14 protein-coding genes and 1 pseudogene are annotated in these 14879 nt (G+C 66.9%); 9 read left to right on the top strand and 6 right to left on the bottom strand.

Going from position 1 to position 14879, the window contains the following annotated elements; genetic code table 11:
• Positions 1-138 precede the first annotated feature (138 nt).
• Both ACLQ3J_RS18465 and ACLQ3J_RS18470 read left to right on the top strand, forming a co-directional pair.
• A complete protein-coding gene (locus ACLQ3J_RS18465) occupies positions 139-954 on the top strand; it encodes a MerR family transcriptional regulator (RefSeq protein WP_425904107.1) in 816 nt (271 codons plus the stop codon).
• 32 nt (positions 955-986) lie between these two features.
• Complete coding sequence (locus tag ACLQ3J_RS18470; RefSeq protein ID WP_425904109.1) at positions 987-1841, top strand: hypothetical protein; 855 nt, start codon at positions 987-989, stop codon at positions 1839-1841.
• A gap of 272 nt (positions 1842-2113) precedes the next feature.
• On the opposite strand, the pseudogene ACLQ3J_RS18475 reads toward ACLQ3J_RS18470, so the two are convergent.
• The 4 genes and pseudogenes from ACLQ3J_RS18475 to ACLQ3J_RS18490 form a co-directional block, all read right to left on the bottom strand.
• Positions 2114-2392 (bottom strand): annotated as a pseudogene (locus ACLQ3J_RS18475) (SOS response-associated peptidase family protein); the annotation flags it as partial.
• A gap of 172 nt (positions 2393-2564) precedes the next feature.
• The gene (locus tag ACLQ3J_RS18480) at positions 2565-3353 is read right to left on the bottom strand and encodes a DUF6924 domain-containing protein (RefSeq protein ID WP_169653096.1); all 789 of its coding nucleotides are present in this window, start codon (positions 3351-3353) and stop codon (positions 2565-2567) included.
• Between the two features lie 116 nt (positions 3354-3469).
• The gene (locus ACLQ3J_RS18485) at positions 3470-4219 is read right to left on the bottom strand and encodes a hypothetical protein (protein WP_425904110.1); all 750 of its coding nucleotides are present in this window, start codon (positions 4217-4219) and stop codon (positions 3470-3472) included.
• A 72-nt stretch (positions 4220-4291) separates the two neighbouring features.
• Complete coding sequence (locus tag ACLQ3J_RS18490; RefSeq protein WP_425904111.1) at positions 4292-5026, bottom strand: NucA/NucB deoxyribonuclease domain-containing protein; 735 nt, start codon at positions 5024-5026, stop codon at positions 4292-4294.
• A 213-nt stretch (positions 5027-5239) separates the two neighbouring features.
• On the opposite strand from ACLQ3J_RS18490, the gene ACLQ3J_RS18495 reads away from it, so the two are divergent.
• On the top strand, positions 5240-5674 hold the full coding sequence (locus ACLQ3J_RS18495; RefSeq protein ID WP_425904113.1) for a sugar O-acetyltransferase: 435 nt from the start codon (positions 5240-5242) through the stop codon (positions 5672-5674).
• A gap of 11 nt (positions 5675-5685) precedes the next feature.
• Here the strand turns inward: ACLQ3J_RS18495 and ACLQ3J_RS18500 are convergent, their stop codons facing one another.
• Both ACLQ3J_RS18500 and bioB read right to left on the bottom strand, forming a co-directional pair.
• Complete coding sequence (locus ACLQ3J_RS18500) at positions 5686-5886, bottom strand: hypothetical protein (protein WP_206036753.1); 201 nt, start codon at positions 5884-5886, stop codon at positions 5686-5688.
• A gap of 1 nt (position 5887) precedes the next feature.
• Positions 5888-6901, bottom strand: a complete 1014-nt coding sequence (gene bioB / locus ACLQ3J_RS18505; protein ID WP_169653095.1) for a biotin synthase BioB — start codon at positions 6899-6901, stop codon at positions 5888-5890.
• Positions 6902-7022: 121 nt separating this feature from the next.
• Here bioB and ACLQ3J_RS18510 point away from each other — a divergent pair, with 121 nt between their 5' ends.
• From ACLQ3J_RS18510 to ACLQ3J_RS18535, 6 genes are read left to right on the top strand one after another with little or no spacing between them, the layout of a single operon-like run.
• A complete protein-coding gene (locus ACLQ3J_RS18510; RefSeq protein ID WP_169620109.1) occupies positions 7023-7649 on the top strand; it encodes a TetR/AcrR family transcriptional regulator C-terminal domain-containing protein in 627 nt (208 codons plus the stop codon).
• A 42-nt stretch (positions 7650-7691) separates the two neighbouring features.
• Positions 7692-9002 (top strand): SWIM zinc finger family protein, encoded by a 1311-nt coding sequence (locus ACLQ3J_RS18515; protein WP_169620110.1) that lies wholly within the window; start codon positions 7692-7694, stop codon positions 9000-9002.
• The gene (locus ACLQ3J_RS18520) at positions 8999-10423 is read left to right on the top strand and encodes a DUF5691 domain-containing protein (RefSeq protein ID WP_425904114.1); all 1425 of its coding nucleotides are present in this window, start codon (positions 8999-9001) and stop codon (positions 10421-10423) included. Before ACLQ3J_RS18515 ends, ACLQ3J_RS18520 begins: the two co-directional genes overlap by 4 nt.
• Entirely contained in the window at positions 10420-11520 is a 1101-nt protein-coding gene (locus tag ACLQ3J_RS18525; RefSeq protein ID WP_425904115.1) for an ATP-binding protein, read from the top strand. Before ACLQ3J_RS18520 ends, ACLQ3J_RS18525 begins: the two co-directional genes overlap by 4 nt.
• Positions 11499-13712: a DUF5682 family protein gene (locus ACLQ3J_RS18530; protein ID WP_425904116.1), complete on the top strand. Its 2214-nt coding sequence runs from the start codon at positions 11499-11501 to the stop codon at positions 13710-13712. The genes ACLQ3J_RS18525 and ACLQ3J_RS18530 overlap by 22 nt, the downstream gene beginning before the upstream one ends.
• Positions 13709-14860, top strand: coding sequence for a VWA domain-containing protein (locus ACLQ3J_RS18535; protein WP_425904117.1), 1152 nt, complete (start codon positions 13709-13711; stop codon positions 14858-14860). The genes ACLQ3J_RS18530 and ACLQ3J_RS18535 overlap by 4 nt, the downstream gene beginning before the upstream one ends.
• Positions 14861-14879: the final 19 nt, after the last annotated feature.

Consider the following 14879-nt stretch of genomic DNA (forward strand, 5'->3'; position numbering starts at 1 on the left):
TTTGAAACAAAGAGAAGAGAACAGCGACAGTCCCCGCAGCTGGGTGCGAGGTCGTCGTGCCGGGCGACTCCTCGAAAGCGCCGGTGTGGGCAGGGGAACCCTTGACCTTGACCTTGCGTCATGGTTGAGACTTGATTCATGCGAATAGGCCAGCTCGCCGGATTTGCCGGCACAACGACGCGAACCGTGCGGCACTACCACCGACTCGGCCTGCTGAACGAGCCGCGGCGTCGATCCAACGGCTACCGTGAATACACCCTCACCGACGCTGTCCGCTTGATGCGAATCCGCTGGCTGGCGACCAGTGGAGTTCCTCTCGGGTCGGTCGCCGCCATCCTCTCCGACGAAAGATCGAGTGAAGACGAACGCGACGTCGCCGCGGACCTTCGGGCTTTGATCGCCGGCATCGAGAAGGAACAGAACATCCTCGCACGCAAGAAGATGCAGCTCACCGCGATGCTCGCCGAGGTTGATCGCGGCAATCCGATCTCAGCGCTGCCCGCGGGACTGGCCACGGCCTTGTCCGACGCCATCGACGGCGCTCCGTCCGTCGAGGTCGGTTCGGCTCTTCGGCTGGACCGGGACCTCGTCGAAGTCCTCTCGATGTCGGGGAGCGCGCCCGAGTTCCTGCTCACGGGCTACGAGGCAACGATGATCGACGACCTCCGGCGCGAGCGGTACCTGAAGCTACTTGCGCAGTGGTCACAACTCGAAGGGTGCAGCCCGGACTCGGTCGAGTCGGAGATCGATGCACTCGCAGCGCGACTTCTCGAGTTCTTCGATCAACAACAGATGGGGATCATCGAGCCCTCCGACGGTGCCGACGAGGAGGGTGGCGGGGTTGCCGGGACTTTGGCGCTCGACGAACTGATTCCCGACCCCGCACAACGTGAGGTCATTCTCCGGGTGCAGCGAGAACTGTTCACCCGGTCCTCCAATCCTGAGGACATCTGATGGTGATCGACCGGATTCGACGATTCGAACGAGTGACGCAAGTGGTGACGGCGGTCGTTCTCGTTGTCGACGCCACCTTGTTGGTGGCCGGTGTGATCAGTACGCGTCAGGCGGTGCTGTTGTTCGTGGCAGTGGAGGTTCCTCTCGGGTGCGCGGTGATCATCGCGTTTCTCCTTGCGATCGTGATCCAGTGCCGCGACGGTGCCGGGCTTCGGGACGCGGTCGCGGCCGCGCTCGGCCATTCTCCGATCCGGTTGTTCATCCGCGCCGAGATCAGGGCGTACCGAGCGCTGTGGCTGTGGATCCGTGGACGTCATTCCGGAGTCGAACCGGGCGCGATCGTTCTCGGTGCGCACAAAGGAACGCTCGTGCTGCCGGTGGCCTTCGCGGTCGCAACCGTCGTCGAGATCGTGGTGCTGCATCTGCTTCTGCCGTGGATGTGGCTTCGAGTGAGCCTCGCGGTCGTCTCGGTCTGGTCGATGCTCGCGCTGTTCGGCTACTTGGCGATTCATCGCACCAACCCGCACTACCTGACCGACACGTCGCTTGTTCTCCGTCAATCCGGCTCGGTGGTGGCTGTTGTCGATCGGGTCGACATCGAATCGGTCACCGTCGGCCGCCGCTTCACCGAGACCGCGCCGGCAATCAAGGACGATCGCCTGTACCTCCCCAACCCCGACGGGACGAACGTCGATCTGACTCTTGCCCGCCCGGTCCCCGCTCGACTCCCCGCTCTCCTACCCTCCCGGCGAAAAACCGAAAAGATCAGTCGCATCAGCGTGTACGTCGACGAACCGACCCGGATGCGCACAATGCTGACCCGTCGTGATGACGAATCCGCCGCAACGTCCGATACGTCGAATCGCCGGTCAGCGACTCGGGACTGAACGCCGGCCGACGCGACTTTCGCCGTCACCTCACACCCGGTCGAGCGGTTGCGCTGCAGCCAGGTTGGCGGCCAAGTATCCGAAGGCGGTCGGAAGATCAGCGACGACGCCGACATGATGCTCGAGCACTTCAAGCATCCGGCCGGCAGTGGATGCACCTGCAAACTCGTGCCGAAGGTACCTCGAATCGGCTCCGAACCGCTTGTGGGCACGCTTGGCAGCTCAGAAGCCTACCCACATCGCCAATCGACGAGTCACGGGCAGATAATGCTCGTGATCGTCTCCGACCGGGCGTTGATCATCCGCGACCCGATCTTCGGATCCTTCGCCCACGACGGCAAACCCCATGTGACCTGGGAGTTGACCATTCGGACAGGTTAGGCACCGGGTTCGTCGCGGGGCGCGCGTTCGAGCACCACGTTCACCTGCTGTGTCGGGGCGACGTTGTACGACGGCGGCAGCTCCTCCCCCACCGCCGCGGCCGCGTCATACACCGCGAGCAGATCACCTCCAGTGCTGGGGGAAGGCAGATATCGGGGTGGGACTTGCATATCGTCCACACACGATCAGACCTCCGCCCTCGCAGGTACACCACAAACGCTAGTCGTGACCACCGACGGCTCCCGAGAGCTGGGAAGAGAACAGGGCGTTGAACTGCATTGATGACACGTCCCTGCGTGTCGCCGCAGTCGGTTCGCCAGCTGGTTCTCTCATCGATCAGCTTTACATGCTGTGCTTCAACCACCGCTCGGCACCAAGCACCCGAAGGGTGGACGGGTCGAGTATCGCGTCCCACCGGCTCCCGCTGAATCCGGTCGGAAGGTGGATCGAGAAGGCCAGCACCCGACCGGACTCACGCAACGCGTCGAGATATTCGTTATGTCCGTACACATCCCAGTACTTCGCGTAGTACGACACCGGGCGTTTGGACTTTCGTTCCCGCGCGCTCTGTGCGTCGATGAGCGTTGTGAACACCCGGAATCCGGCCCGCGCACGGTAGTCGAGCAGATCTATGCGAAACGCTTCGAGCGGGCCCGGCCACGGCCCCTGTCCCATCACCTCGACGATCTCGTCCACCTGAACGGTCCGCTCCTGGGGCTCCTCGGCGCGCTCCGGTGCCCGATAGGTCCCGGTCGAGTCCGAGGCCGCCGTGAAGTCCTTGAGACTCAGATTGCCTAGCAACAGGTTGGAGGCGACAGAGGCCACCGCGTCCGCGGAGACCCGCAGTCTGCTCGATGGTTTAGCGGCGGCGATGATCAGAAACGGATGCTCCAGGTCCTCGATGGTCCGCTCGTCCGCCACGGCAACGAACAGATAGCCCGGATCGTCCTCGTTGAGGCGGGCCAACAGCTCGTCCACATCCACACCATCGAACTCCGGGCCTTCGACGACAGTCAGCGGATCGGTGCGCTCAGACCCGACACCCAGTGCCCCCTGCACGATCTCGGTCCACACTTCGTCGTTGCTGTACTCGAGCCGGAACAAGGGAAACTCAACGTCGGGGAAGGACACAGCACTCTCCATTCTGCAAGGGCATCACACGGACCACAAAACACGATGCCGTTCGTGGCGACAATTATTAATCCTCGGTCACCACGAACGGCATCTGCATCAAGCCGCAGTGAATATCAGCTCAGTGTGAACGATCCCACCTGCGTTTGCCCGTCCTCGTCGAAAAGCGGAACAGTTCGTCCAGCGTTCGCACCGGCGCTGGCTTCCTCTGGATTCGCAGCAGGAGCCTCGACCAAATCGGACTTGCGAACGAAACCCAGTGTCGTCCCGTCATCTCCGATCGCCGCTACCAGGTCCGGAAAGTCCGCCTCCGTCGTGGCTGACGCACCAGATCCATAGGTGAGGCCATCCGCGTTCGTGCCGCTGGGGATCGACGCCGGGGTGACTTCGGGTTCAGTGGTCGAGCTGCGGGCTGCCGCGGGTTCCCACCACAGCGGATCGGTCGGGAACGTCAGTGCTTCCTTGTAGGTGCTGGTGCCGTCCCACACTGCGGTGAATCCATGGCTGTTGTACCAACCAGCTCCACAGGTGTTCGTCGTGCCGTATGTGAACTGAGCGACCGGCCCGGTGTTGTACCTGTAGGTGGTCGCTTCACACAACGCTCCGCTACTGAACAACCGCGCCCGTACACCGATCTCGCCACTGGGGACGGTCTGGCCGAATGATGAGTAGATCTTCGATTCTGCCCTCAGGTTCGGGGAATTGATGATCGTCGAGGTATTCAGAAATATCACCCCAGCACTATTGGATCCGGCCGGGCCCACCCATCCAGTCAGTGTGTCGGCATGGGCGGTGCCAGCTCCGAGCATTCCGAACGCGGCCGCCGCTGCCGCGACCATAGACATTCTTCTCTTGAACGTTTTCATCTCCGCTTGACTCCTTGGTGGTATTTGCTGCGGAACAGTCCCTATCGGAAAGCTGTCGGTATCAGTGCACTTCTACGTGTAATCCACGAAGAACGCATCCCCAGGCATAACCCTGTTGTTCTGGTAGAAAGTGCTTGTCTGCCCACCCTGCGAAAGGTTTTCCGCCAGAGGAACCCACAGGACGCTTGCGGCTCCACCGCCCTCGACCGAAGAAGCAAAGGGATACTCATCACAGGACGGGTCGACCATTCCGTCCGGCGGCTCCCCGAGTGCTTCGTCCCGATTGGTATTGCAGGCGGCATCCCTGTTGGCGACAGCCGCGAGAGGAGATTCCCCTCGGTGCAAAGGCGTTCCCCATGTCGCCCCCACCCCAGTGTTGGATTGATGATTACCGATATTCATATTGATATAAGAAAGACCGGTGAATGTGAGGGTGGGAGTGTAGTCAGGATTCACACATCCCGGGAAAGCGCCGACCGCGTTGTCGCAGCGCAATACGATATCTGTGTATTGCGTTCCAGTGGATTGCGCCATGCCAGGAACCGGCGTGTCCAGAACCCAGTCCGTCGCGAAATCGGATACTTCCTGGTAATACCCTGCGTAGGGCGAGTCGATATCAACTTGTTCGTTGAATCCGGGTTGTCCTTCTGCAACCGGAATCTGCCAGCTTCCGATCTGGTTTCCCGCAGTCACGCCAGGCGGGAACTGTCGCAAGTTGAGCGTCAACGTACCGGCCACGGAATCTGGCAGAACCTTGACGACCTCGGTGTCCACAAACATCACTCCGGTCGGCTGACGTGCCTGCACTCTCATCATCAATGTGATGTACACATCCCAACGGCCCCATTGAATGACGGGACCGCCTGGCTGTTGTGATTCCTGGACAACGGAAGCAACGAAGGCGTCGCAGGAGTTGAACCGGTCGTCATAACATTCATACGGTTCGACTCGAGCGAGTGGGTTCGATGACCTCAATTCCCTTATCTAAGCGTCACGGATCCCGCAGCCCGGCGAGCGATCTTGGCGGCCCTGGTCGGATCATTGGGCGAGGGTGCCGAAGTGCGCGCCCCGCTGTATGTGGACTACGGATACAACATCACGATCGGGCCGCGAACCTTCGTCAACTTCGGAGCGGTCATGCTGGACGTCGCGCGGATCTCGATCGGCGCCGATGTGCAGATCGGACCCAACGTCCAGTTGCTCACACCCACCCACCCTCTCGATGCCGAACTGCGGCGCGCGAAATGGGAAGCTGCCGAACCGATCACCATCGGCGACAACGTGTGGCTGGGGGGCGGCGTGATCGTCTGTCCCGGAGTGACGATCGGCGAGAACACTGTTGTCGGGGCCGGAGCGGTGGTGACGCGCGATCTGCCGCCGAACGTGGTGGCTGCGGGCGTGCCCGCCCGCGTCGTCCGGCAGGTACCACCTTCCTCGCCGGATTCGGACCTCTGATCGCCTTCCGGTCAGCGTTGCTCGTTGCGGGACGAATCGATGATGCCGTGGCGTGAACACCGCGCCCACCATCCGTCGGGGATGACCTGCACGACCATCCGCCGACCACACAGCGTGCAGTACCGGGGTGGTTCGAGACCCAGCCGAACTCCCCGGCGGCTCTCGACCTCGAGACCGTCGACGAGTTCGGCACCGGTGTACGCGTCGAACACGTCAGATACTTTCGCCGAGTGCCTTGATCGGCATCCGCAGATCGACGAGCAGGTCGAGGTCGGTTTCGGCACGACGCCCGAGGGTGGTGAGGTAGTTGCCGACGATGACGGCGTTGACGCCGCCGAGCATGCCCTGCTTCGCACCGAGATCACCGAGGGTGATTTCGCGGCCGCCGGCGAACCGGAGGATGGTGCGCGGCAGGGCGAGCCGGAATGCCGCAATCGCCTTGAGTGCCTCGGTGGCCGGGAGCACCTCCCGATCTGCGAACGGCGTGCCGGGCCGCGGATCGAGGAAGTTCAGCGGCACCTCGTCGGGTTCGACCGACGCGAGGTCAGCCGCGAATTCTGCTCGCTGCTCCAAGGTTTCGCCCATCCCGAGAATGCCGCCGCAGCACACCTCCATGCCGGCCTCTTTCACCATGCGGAGTGTCTCGAATCGTTCCTCCCAGGTGTGGGTGGTGACGACGTGGTTGAAGTACGAGCGCGCGGTTTCGAGGTTGTGGTTGTAGCGGTGGACGCCCATGGCCGCGAGTTGGTCGACCTGGTCCTGGGTGAGCATGCCGAGGGAACACGCGACCTGGATGTCGACCTCGTTGCGAATCGCCTCGACGCCGGCGGCGACCTGGGCCATCAACCGCTCGTCGGGGCCGCGCACGGCGGCGACGATGCAGAACTCGGTGGCGCCGGTCTTGGCAGTCTGCTTGGCGGCTTCCACGAGCGACGGGATGTCGAGGCGCGCGGCGCGCACCGGTGAGGCGAACAGGCCGGACTGGGAGCAGAAGTGGCAGTCCTCGGGGCAGCCGCCGGTCTTGAGGCTGACGATGCCTTCGACCTCCACCTCCGGTCCGCACCACGCCATGCGGACGTCGTGCGCGACGTCGAGTAGTTCCTCGAGCCGGGAGTCGGGCAGGCGGAGCACGTCGAGCATCCGGTCGCGGTCGAACCCGACCCCGCCCCGGAGTACCTGGTCGCGAGCGAGGTCGAGGATGTCGGTGCGAGCGGGCGCCTGGGTCACTGCGTCTCCTGACATGAGAAAACTTGAACGGTGTTCAATTGAACGGCGTTCAGGTTAGGTGGGGGGTCCGATACTGTCAACGGGAGGCCCAGACACAGCGGGACGGACAGGAGCGGACACGGTGCAGTTGCGACGCGGCGACGTTCTCGACGGCGCCATGGCGATCCTCGACGAATACGGGCTCGGCGACCTCACAATGCGCAAGCTCGCCACCTCGCTCGGCGTTCAGCCCGGCGCGCTGTACTGGCATTTCCCCAACAAACAGACTCTTCTCGGCGCGATGGCCGACCGCATCCTCGACGGCGTCGACGCGGAACCGGACTCCCCCGACTGGGACGATGCGCTCACCGAACTCGCCCACCGGTTGCGCTCCGCTCTGCTCGCCCATCGCGACGGCGCCGAACTCGTCGCATCCACCTACGCGTCGCGGCTGACCACTTCCCGCGCCCGCGATGCGTTCGTCGCCGCGGCGCAGCGCGGAGGGCTTTCCCGCGCGCACGCCGAACTCGCCGGTTACGCGCTGCTGCACTATGTACTCGGCCACACCGTCGACGAGCAGTCCCGCGCGCAACTCGCCGAACTCGGCGCGCTGACGCGGGGGCCGGTATCGCCCGATGTCGCGACGGAGACGGCGCCGACCTCGGACGACGATCTCCTCGACGGTGATCCCGCCATCCGTTTCGACTTCGGCCTGACACTCTTCGTCGACGGCATCCGGAGGCGTTTGAACACCCGTGCCACATCCTGACGATTCGGTCGCTGTCGGAACCCTGCCGTACGTTCTCAGGACGTGACAAGCCCCTGGCCCCCCGATCGGATCGCTGCCGCCGCACCTGATCCGTCCTCGCTGACCGCTGCGCGCGGACTGGTGTCGGGGTGGATCGATACGGGGCGGCAGGACGGCGCGCTCTGGGGCGAATGCCGCGGCCGGGGCACCGCTGTCTACCGCACCGCGATCGACCTCGACGGCCCCGCCTACACATGCACGTGCCCGAGCCGGAAACTCCCGTGCAAGCACGCACTCGCCCTGCTCATGCGCTGGTCCGACGGCATGGTGCCGAAGGCTGACCCACCCGGCTCGGTCACCGAATGGCTCGCGTCACGCGCCGCGCAGACCACTCCCCCGGATGAGCCGGGCGACGAACCCGCAAAGGCTCCCGATCCGGCGACCGTCCAGCGCCGCGCCGAGCGCGCGGCCGCCGGGCTCGACGAACTCGACCGCTGGCTGACCGACCGGATCCGCAGCGGTCTCGGTGCCGTCGACCACGGGTACTCCACCTACGACGACATCGCGGCTCGCATGGTCGATGCGCAGGTCCCCGGCGTCGCCTCGACACTGCGCGCTCTCGCCGGGGTCGTCGCGACCGAGGTGGACTGGCCCGCCCGGGTGCTCACCGAGTACGCGCGTCTGCATCTGCTGGTGGTCGCGTACCGGCAGATCGACGACCTGCCCGACCCTCTCGCGCGGTCGGTGCGCACCCACCTCGGATTCCCCACCCGCGCCGACGACGTGCGTTCCGAGCCGCCCGTCCGCGACCGATGGCAGGTACTCGCGACCCGCATCTCCGAGGACAGCCGACTGTTCACCCGCAAGGTGTGGTTACGTGGCCGCGACACCGGACGCTGGGCGATCCTTCTGGATTTCTCCCACGGCACCGCCCGGTTCCCCGACGCGACTCCCCCGCCGGGCATGCTCGTCGACGCCGACCTGCATTTCTATCCCGGTGCCGCACCGCTCCGCGCGCTCGTCGGCGAGCGGTACGCCGATCCCGAACCGTTCACCACGCTGCCTGCCTCCTTGCCCGGGACCGCACCGGATTTCGATGCGGCACTCGACGAGTACGCCCGTGTGCTGGGCGCCGACCCGTGGATCCGCTCGTGGCCGATGCTGCTCGACAGCGTCGTTCCGGTCGGATCGGACGGGTCCTGGCACCTCGTCGACCGGCACGGTCGCGCGCTGCCGCTCGGCGGTGACGACGACACGCGGTGGCGACTACTCACGGTCGCGGGTGGCCACCCGCTGACGGTATGCGGAGACTGGGACGGTACCCGCCTGGCACCGGCGTCGTTGTTCACGGCAGGACAGGAGTTGTCACTGTGACGGAGACCTTCGAAACCCTGTCGACCGCGGCGCTGCTCGGCACAGCCCGCTCGGCACCGGCAACGTCGACGCTGCACACCGCCGACGCGGCGACGGCGCTGACCGGCGATCCGGCTTCGCGTCTGCTCGCGGCCGCCGCCCTCGAGTCCGCGTTCCTCACCGCCGCGACCCTCCCCACGGTGCGCACACTGCCGAGCCCTGCCCCGGACGACGACCGCCTCACGCTCCCACCGGCGGCAGCCGAGCGGTTGCGTGGACTGCTCGTCGTCCGCTCGCCCCTTCTTCCGGAATGGTTCGCGCTCGCCGAGCGGTTCCGGGCACCGCACGAGATCGTGGTGGATCTGCTGTGGTTCGCCGCGCCCGACACCCCACACCGCGAGCACCTGCTGCGCCTCGCCGGCGCCCGCGGCCAATGGGTGGCAGCACTCAACCCGGAGTGGTCCCACCTCGTCACACCCGACCCGGCCGACGAACGACTCTGGCTGCACGGCTCGCCTGCGCAGCGCCGCCGATGGTTCGCGGTGGCGCGGGCCGCCGACCCCCACGCCGCCGCAGCGCGACTGACGGCGTCGTGGTCGTCGGAGACGGCGGCGCAGCGGGCTGCCCTGCTCGAACTGCTGACGACCGGCCTCGGCGAGCACGACGAAGCCTTGCTCGAGCACGCGCTCGACGACCGCAGCCGCAAGGTCCGCGCGACCGCCCTCGGGTTGCTGCGCCGCCTTCCCCACTCCGCTTTTGCCGAGCGGATGTCCCGGCGGGTGCGGGAGTGGACACGCGTCGACGACGGCGATCTCGTGGTCGAGGTCCCGGACCGACTCGACGCGGAAGCGCTGCGCGACGGCGTGGACGAGGGCGCCTCCCGGCCGGGTGGTGTCGCGATGCGCCGGCTGACGACGGTCGTGTCCTCCGCTCCTCCGTCCGCGTGGCAGCACATCGCTCCGACCGCCCGGCAGGTACTCGGGTACCGCGTCGGCGAACCCGCACGCGAGGCGCTCGACGCGGGCTGGGCCGCGGCCACTGCTCTGCATCGCAACGGAGAATGGGCCGCCGCACTGCTGCGCCGCGACGGCACGGTCGGTGCCGACGTCGCGCAGGCGCTGCCCCGCCCCGTACTGGTGGCGCATCTGCACGACTCGGCCGGCCGCGCCCTGCTCGACCCCGACCTGCTCGGCGCTCTCCCCGCGCCGTGGCCCCGGGATCTGGCGGAGAAGGTACTCATCGCGCTGTACGGCGATGAGGGAACCGGCGTCCGCTCGTTCCGGACGATCCTCGCGCTGATCGCGCATCGCGCACCGTTCGAGCTCACCGAACTGCTCGCCGACGCCGCGAACCGCACCGACCACCTCGACCGGCTGAACCTGTTCGCGACGGCCGCCGACACCTTGACCCTGCGCAAGACCCTTCACGAGGAGCTGAGTTGACCGACGCCGTTTCCGAACCAACGCTGTTGCGCCCCCATGCGGAGCAGCAGTACGCGCACGAACTCGCGGCGCTGGCGCGGCTCGACGACCGGCCCCGCCCGCCGTCCTGGCACCTGTCGCCGTGGGCGGTGGTGACGTACCTGCTGGGCGGCGAACTGTCCGACGGCACCGTCGTCAGCCCCAAGTATGTGGGCCCGCGACGTCTGATGGAGGTCGCGGTGGCCACCCTCGCCACCGACCGCGCCTTGTTGCTGCTCGGTGTCCCGGGTACCGCCAAAACGTGGGTGTCCGAACATCTTTCCGCTGCGATCAGCGGGTCGTCGACTCGACTGGTCCAGGGCACGGCCGGCACGTCCGAGGACTCGGTCCGCTACGGCTGGAACTACGCGCGACTGCTCGCCGAAGGACCGTCTGCGGACGCGCTCGTCCCGTCGCCGATCATGACGGCGATGCGCGACGGTGCCATCGCCCGCATCGAGGAACTCACCCGCATCCCCGCGGACGTGCAGGACGCCCTCATCACGATCCTGTCGGAAAAGACGCTGCCCGTCGCCGAACTCGGCATCGAAGTGCAGGCGAGCAAGGGCTTCAACGTGATCGCCACCGCCAACGATCGCGATCGGGGCGTCAACGAACTGTCCTCGGCGCTGCGACGACGATTCAACACCGTGGTGCTCCCCCTGCCCGCCAGCGAAGAGGACGAGGTCGCGATCGTGACCAGTCGCGTCGAACAACTCGGAACCTCGCTCGAGCTTCCGAAGATCCCTGCTGCGGCCGAGGAGATCCGGCGCGTGGTCACTGTGTTCCGGGAACTGCGCCAGGGTGTGACCACCGACGGACGCACCAAACTCAAGTCGCCGTCCGGCACCTTGTCGACCGCCGAAGCGATCTCCGTGGTCACCGGCGGGCTGGCGCTCTCGGCGCACTTCGGTGACGGAGTGCTGCGCTCCACCGACATCGCCGCGGGCATCCTCGGGTCGGTGGTGAAGGACCCGGTGGCCGACCGCGTGGTGTGGAGCGAATATCTCGAGGCGGTCGTGCGGGAGCGTCCCGAGTGGGCGGACTTCTATCGCGCATGCCGGGAGATCACCGGGTGAGCGACGGCGCCGAAATCCGGGTCTTCGGCATCCGGCACCACGGGCCGGGGTCGGCGCGGGCGGTGCTGCGCGCCCTCGCGGAGTTCGAGCCCGACACCGTCCTGATCGAGGGACCGGCCGACGCCGATCCGTTCCTCGCCCTTGCCGCATCCGACGAGATGCAACCGCCGGTCGCGCTGCTCGCCTACGTGCGCGACGAACCCGCGCGCGCGGCGTTCTGGCCGTTCGCGGCGTTCTCGCCGGAGTGGCAGGCATTGCGCTGGGCGATCCTGCACGACGCCGACGTGCGCTTCTGCGACCTTCCGGCGGCAGTATCGTTGGCCGCGGACCGTTCTCCGGAATCTGCGGAGCGCACCGACCCGCTCGCGGCGCTGGCGTCCGCGGCGGGTTACGACGACTTCGAGCAGTGGTGGGATGCCGTGATCGAGCATGCCTCGGCGGAGGAGGAGTCGGGGGCCGGAGCGTTCGACGAGATCACTGCGGCGATGGCGGCCTTGCGCGCCGACGTGGAACTCGACGAGCACACGGCGCGCCGCGAAGCCCACATGCGGCAGGTGTTGCGCACGGCCGTCAAGGCCGGTGCCCGCAACATTGCCGTCGTGTGCGGGGCGATGCACGCGCCCGCCCTGAGCGGCCCGCTCGGTCCGGCGGCGCCGGACGCGCGCGTGCTCAGAGGTCTTCCGAAGGTGAAAGCGGCGCTCACGTGGGTGCCGTGGACCCATTCGCGGCTCTCTGCCGCGTCCGGCTACGGCGCCGGCATCACCTCGCCCGGCTGGTACGACCACCTCTTCCGCTACCCGGACGACACGACCGCACGCTGGTTCACCCGCGTCGCGCGGGTGTTGCGCGAGGAAGACCTCCCGGTCTCGAGCGCGCATGTCATCGAAGCGACCCGCCTCGCCGATACGCTCGCGGCGCTGCGCGGCCGTGCAGTGCCCGGTTTGGCGGAGGCCGTCGAGGCCACCCGTGCGGTCCTGTGCGACGGCGACGAGGTGCTGCTCGACTTCGTGGCGCGCACACTCGTGATCGGAGAAGCACTCGGCGCGGTTCCCGAGGACACCCCGACGGTTCCGCTGGACGCCGACCTGCAGGCGCGCTCGAAAAGCCTTCGGCTCAAACGCGCCCCGATCGCCAAGAAGCTGGACCTCGACCTCCGCAAAGATCTCGATCTGCAACGATCCCGCCTGTTGCACAAGTTGTCGCTGCTCGGGATCGAGTGGGCGCTACCGGCCGAGAGCGCGGTGCGTTCGACGGGAACGTTTCGCGAGACCTGGTCGCTGCAATGGGATCCGGAACTGGCGGTCGCCATCGTGGAGGCGTCCCGGTGGGGCACCACCGTCGAGGCCGCCGCATCAGCCACGGTGCTCGACCGCGCCCGGACCGCGGGCACCACGCTCGGCGAGGTCACCGACCTGCTCGAACAGGCATTGCTCGCGGATCTGCGCGACGCGGTGCCCCAACTGGTCACTGCGATCGACGCGGCCGCCGCGCTCGATCACGATGTGCTGCATCTGATGTCGGCACTCCCGTCGCTGATCCGTACGGTCCGCTACGGCGATGTGCGCGGGACCGATCTGTCCTCGCTGGTGCATGTCGCCGATGCGGTCCTCGCTCGCGTCTGCGCGGGCCTGCCGTCCGCCGTCACCGGGCTCGACACCGACGCCGCCGACGCGGTACGAAACGCCGTCGACGAGGTGCACACGGCGCTGGCGCTGCGCGACGATCCCGGCGCGACGGACCGCTGGCTCGACACGCTCGCTTCGGTGTGCGACCGCGACGATGTCGACGGCGTGCTCACCGGCCGGACGGTCCGGATGCTTCGCGATGTGGGGAGATTGGACGAACGCGCGACCGCGGTGCGGGTCGCCCGCGCCTTGTCGGTCGGGTCCGCGGCGGCCGCGAAGGCACGCTGGATCGACGGATTCGTCGGCGGTGGAGGGCTGCTGCTCGTGCACGACCGCGATCTGCTGTCCCTGATCGACACGTGGGTGTCGGGTCTGCGCTCCGAGGAATTCGTCGACGTCCTGCCCGTGCTGCGACGCACGTTCGGTTCGTTCGCGCACGGGGAACGCAGCCTGCTCGGCCGGGCTGTGCGAGGGGGCCCCGAGCACCGCACCTCTGCGGCACTCGACGCCGAACGCGGCCGTCGCGCAGTCGCGGCAACCGCCTTGATTCTGGGGGTCCCGGCATGACAACGGAATTCGACGAGCGAATGCGGCGCTGGCGACTTCTGCTCGGCGATGCCGCGGAAGAATCCACCACCGCGCTGGGCGCGGGAACCGATTCGGCGATGGACGCGGCCCTCGCCGCGCTGTACGACACCGACGCGGACGGGACCGGCGGACCGCGCAGCGGCGGGCTGGGCGCCTCGGCCCCGAAGGTCGCACGCTGGCTCGGCGACATCCGCACGTATTTTCCGACGACGGTCGTGCAGGTGATGCAGCGCGACGCGGTCGACCGCCTCGGACTCGACAGGCTGCTGCTCGAACCGGAACTGCTCGACGCCGTCGAACCCGACGTGCATCTCGTCGGCACCCTGCTGAGCCTCAACAAAGTGATGCCCGAGACCACCAGGGCGACAGCACGAGCAGTCGTCGGAAAAGTCGTCCGTGAGGTCGAGGAACGCATCGCCCAGCGCACCCGGACCGCGGTGTCGGGAGCGCTCGACCGATCGTCCCGGACCTCGAATCCGAAAACTCGCGACATCGACTGGCACCGCACGATCCGCGCCAATCTGGCGCACTACCAACCCGACTATCGCACCGTGGTTCCGCAGCGTCTCGTCGGCTTCGGACGACGCTCCCAGGCGGTGCAGCGGGACGTGGTGCTCGCCGTGGACCAGTCGGGATCGATGGCGTCGAGCGTGGTGTACGCGGCGGTCTTCGCTGCGGTGCTCGCCTCGATGCAGGCGCTGCGTACCTCCCTCGTCGTCTTCGACACCGCCGTGGTGGACCTCACGGGCAAGCTCACCGACCCTGTCGACGTGCTGTTCGGCACGCAACTGGGTGGGGGCACCGACATCAACCGGGCGATCGCCTACAGCCGGACCCTCATCACGCGCCCCACGGACTCGCTGTTCGTGCTGATCTCCGACTTGTACGAGGGCGGCATCCGGGCCGAAATGCTCTCCCGGGTGCGCGAGATGCTCGCCGCCGGGGTCCAGGTGGTGGTGTTGCTCGCGCTGTCGGACGACGGCGCTCCGGCGTTCGACCGGGACAATGCGGCGGCGCTCGGCGCTCTGGGCGTGCCGGCGTTCGCGTGCACCCCGGACCGTTTCCCGGACCTGCTCGCACTCGCGCTCGAACGTGGCGATATCGGTCGATGGGCACAGTCGATGTAACTCGGCCGCCGAGATACCG

The sequence above is a fragment of the Rhodococcus sp. DT1 genome, assembly GCF_049844875.1.
Lineage (GTDB): Bacteria > Actinomycetota > Actinomycetes > Mycobacteriales > Mycobacteriaceae > Rhodococcus.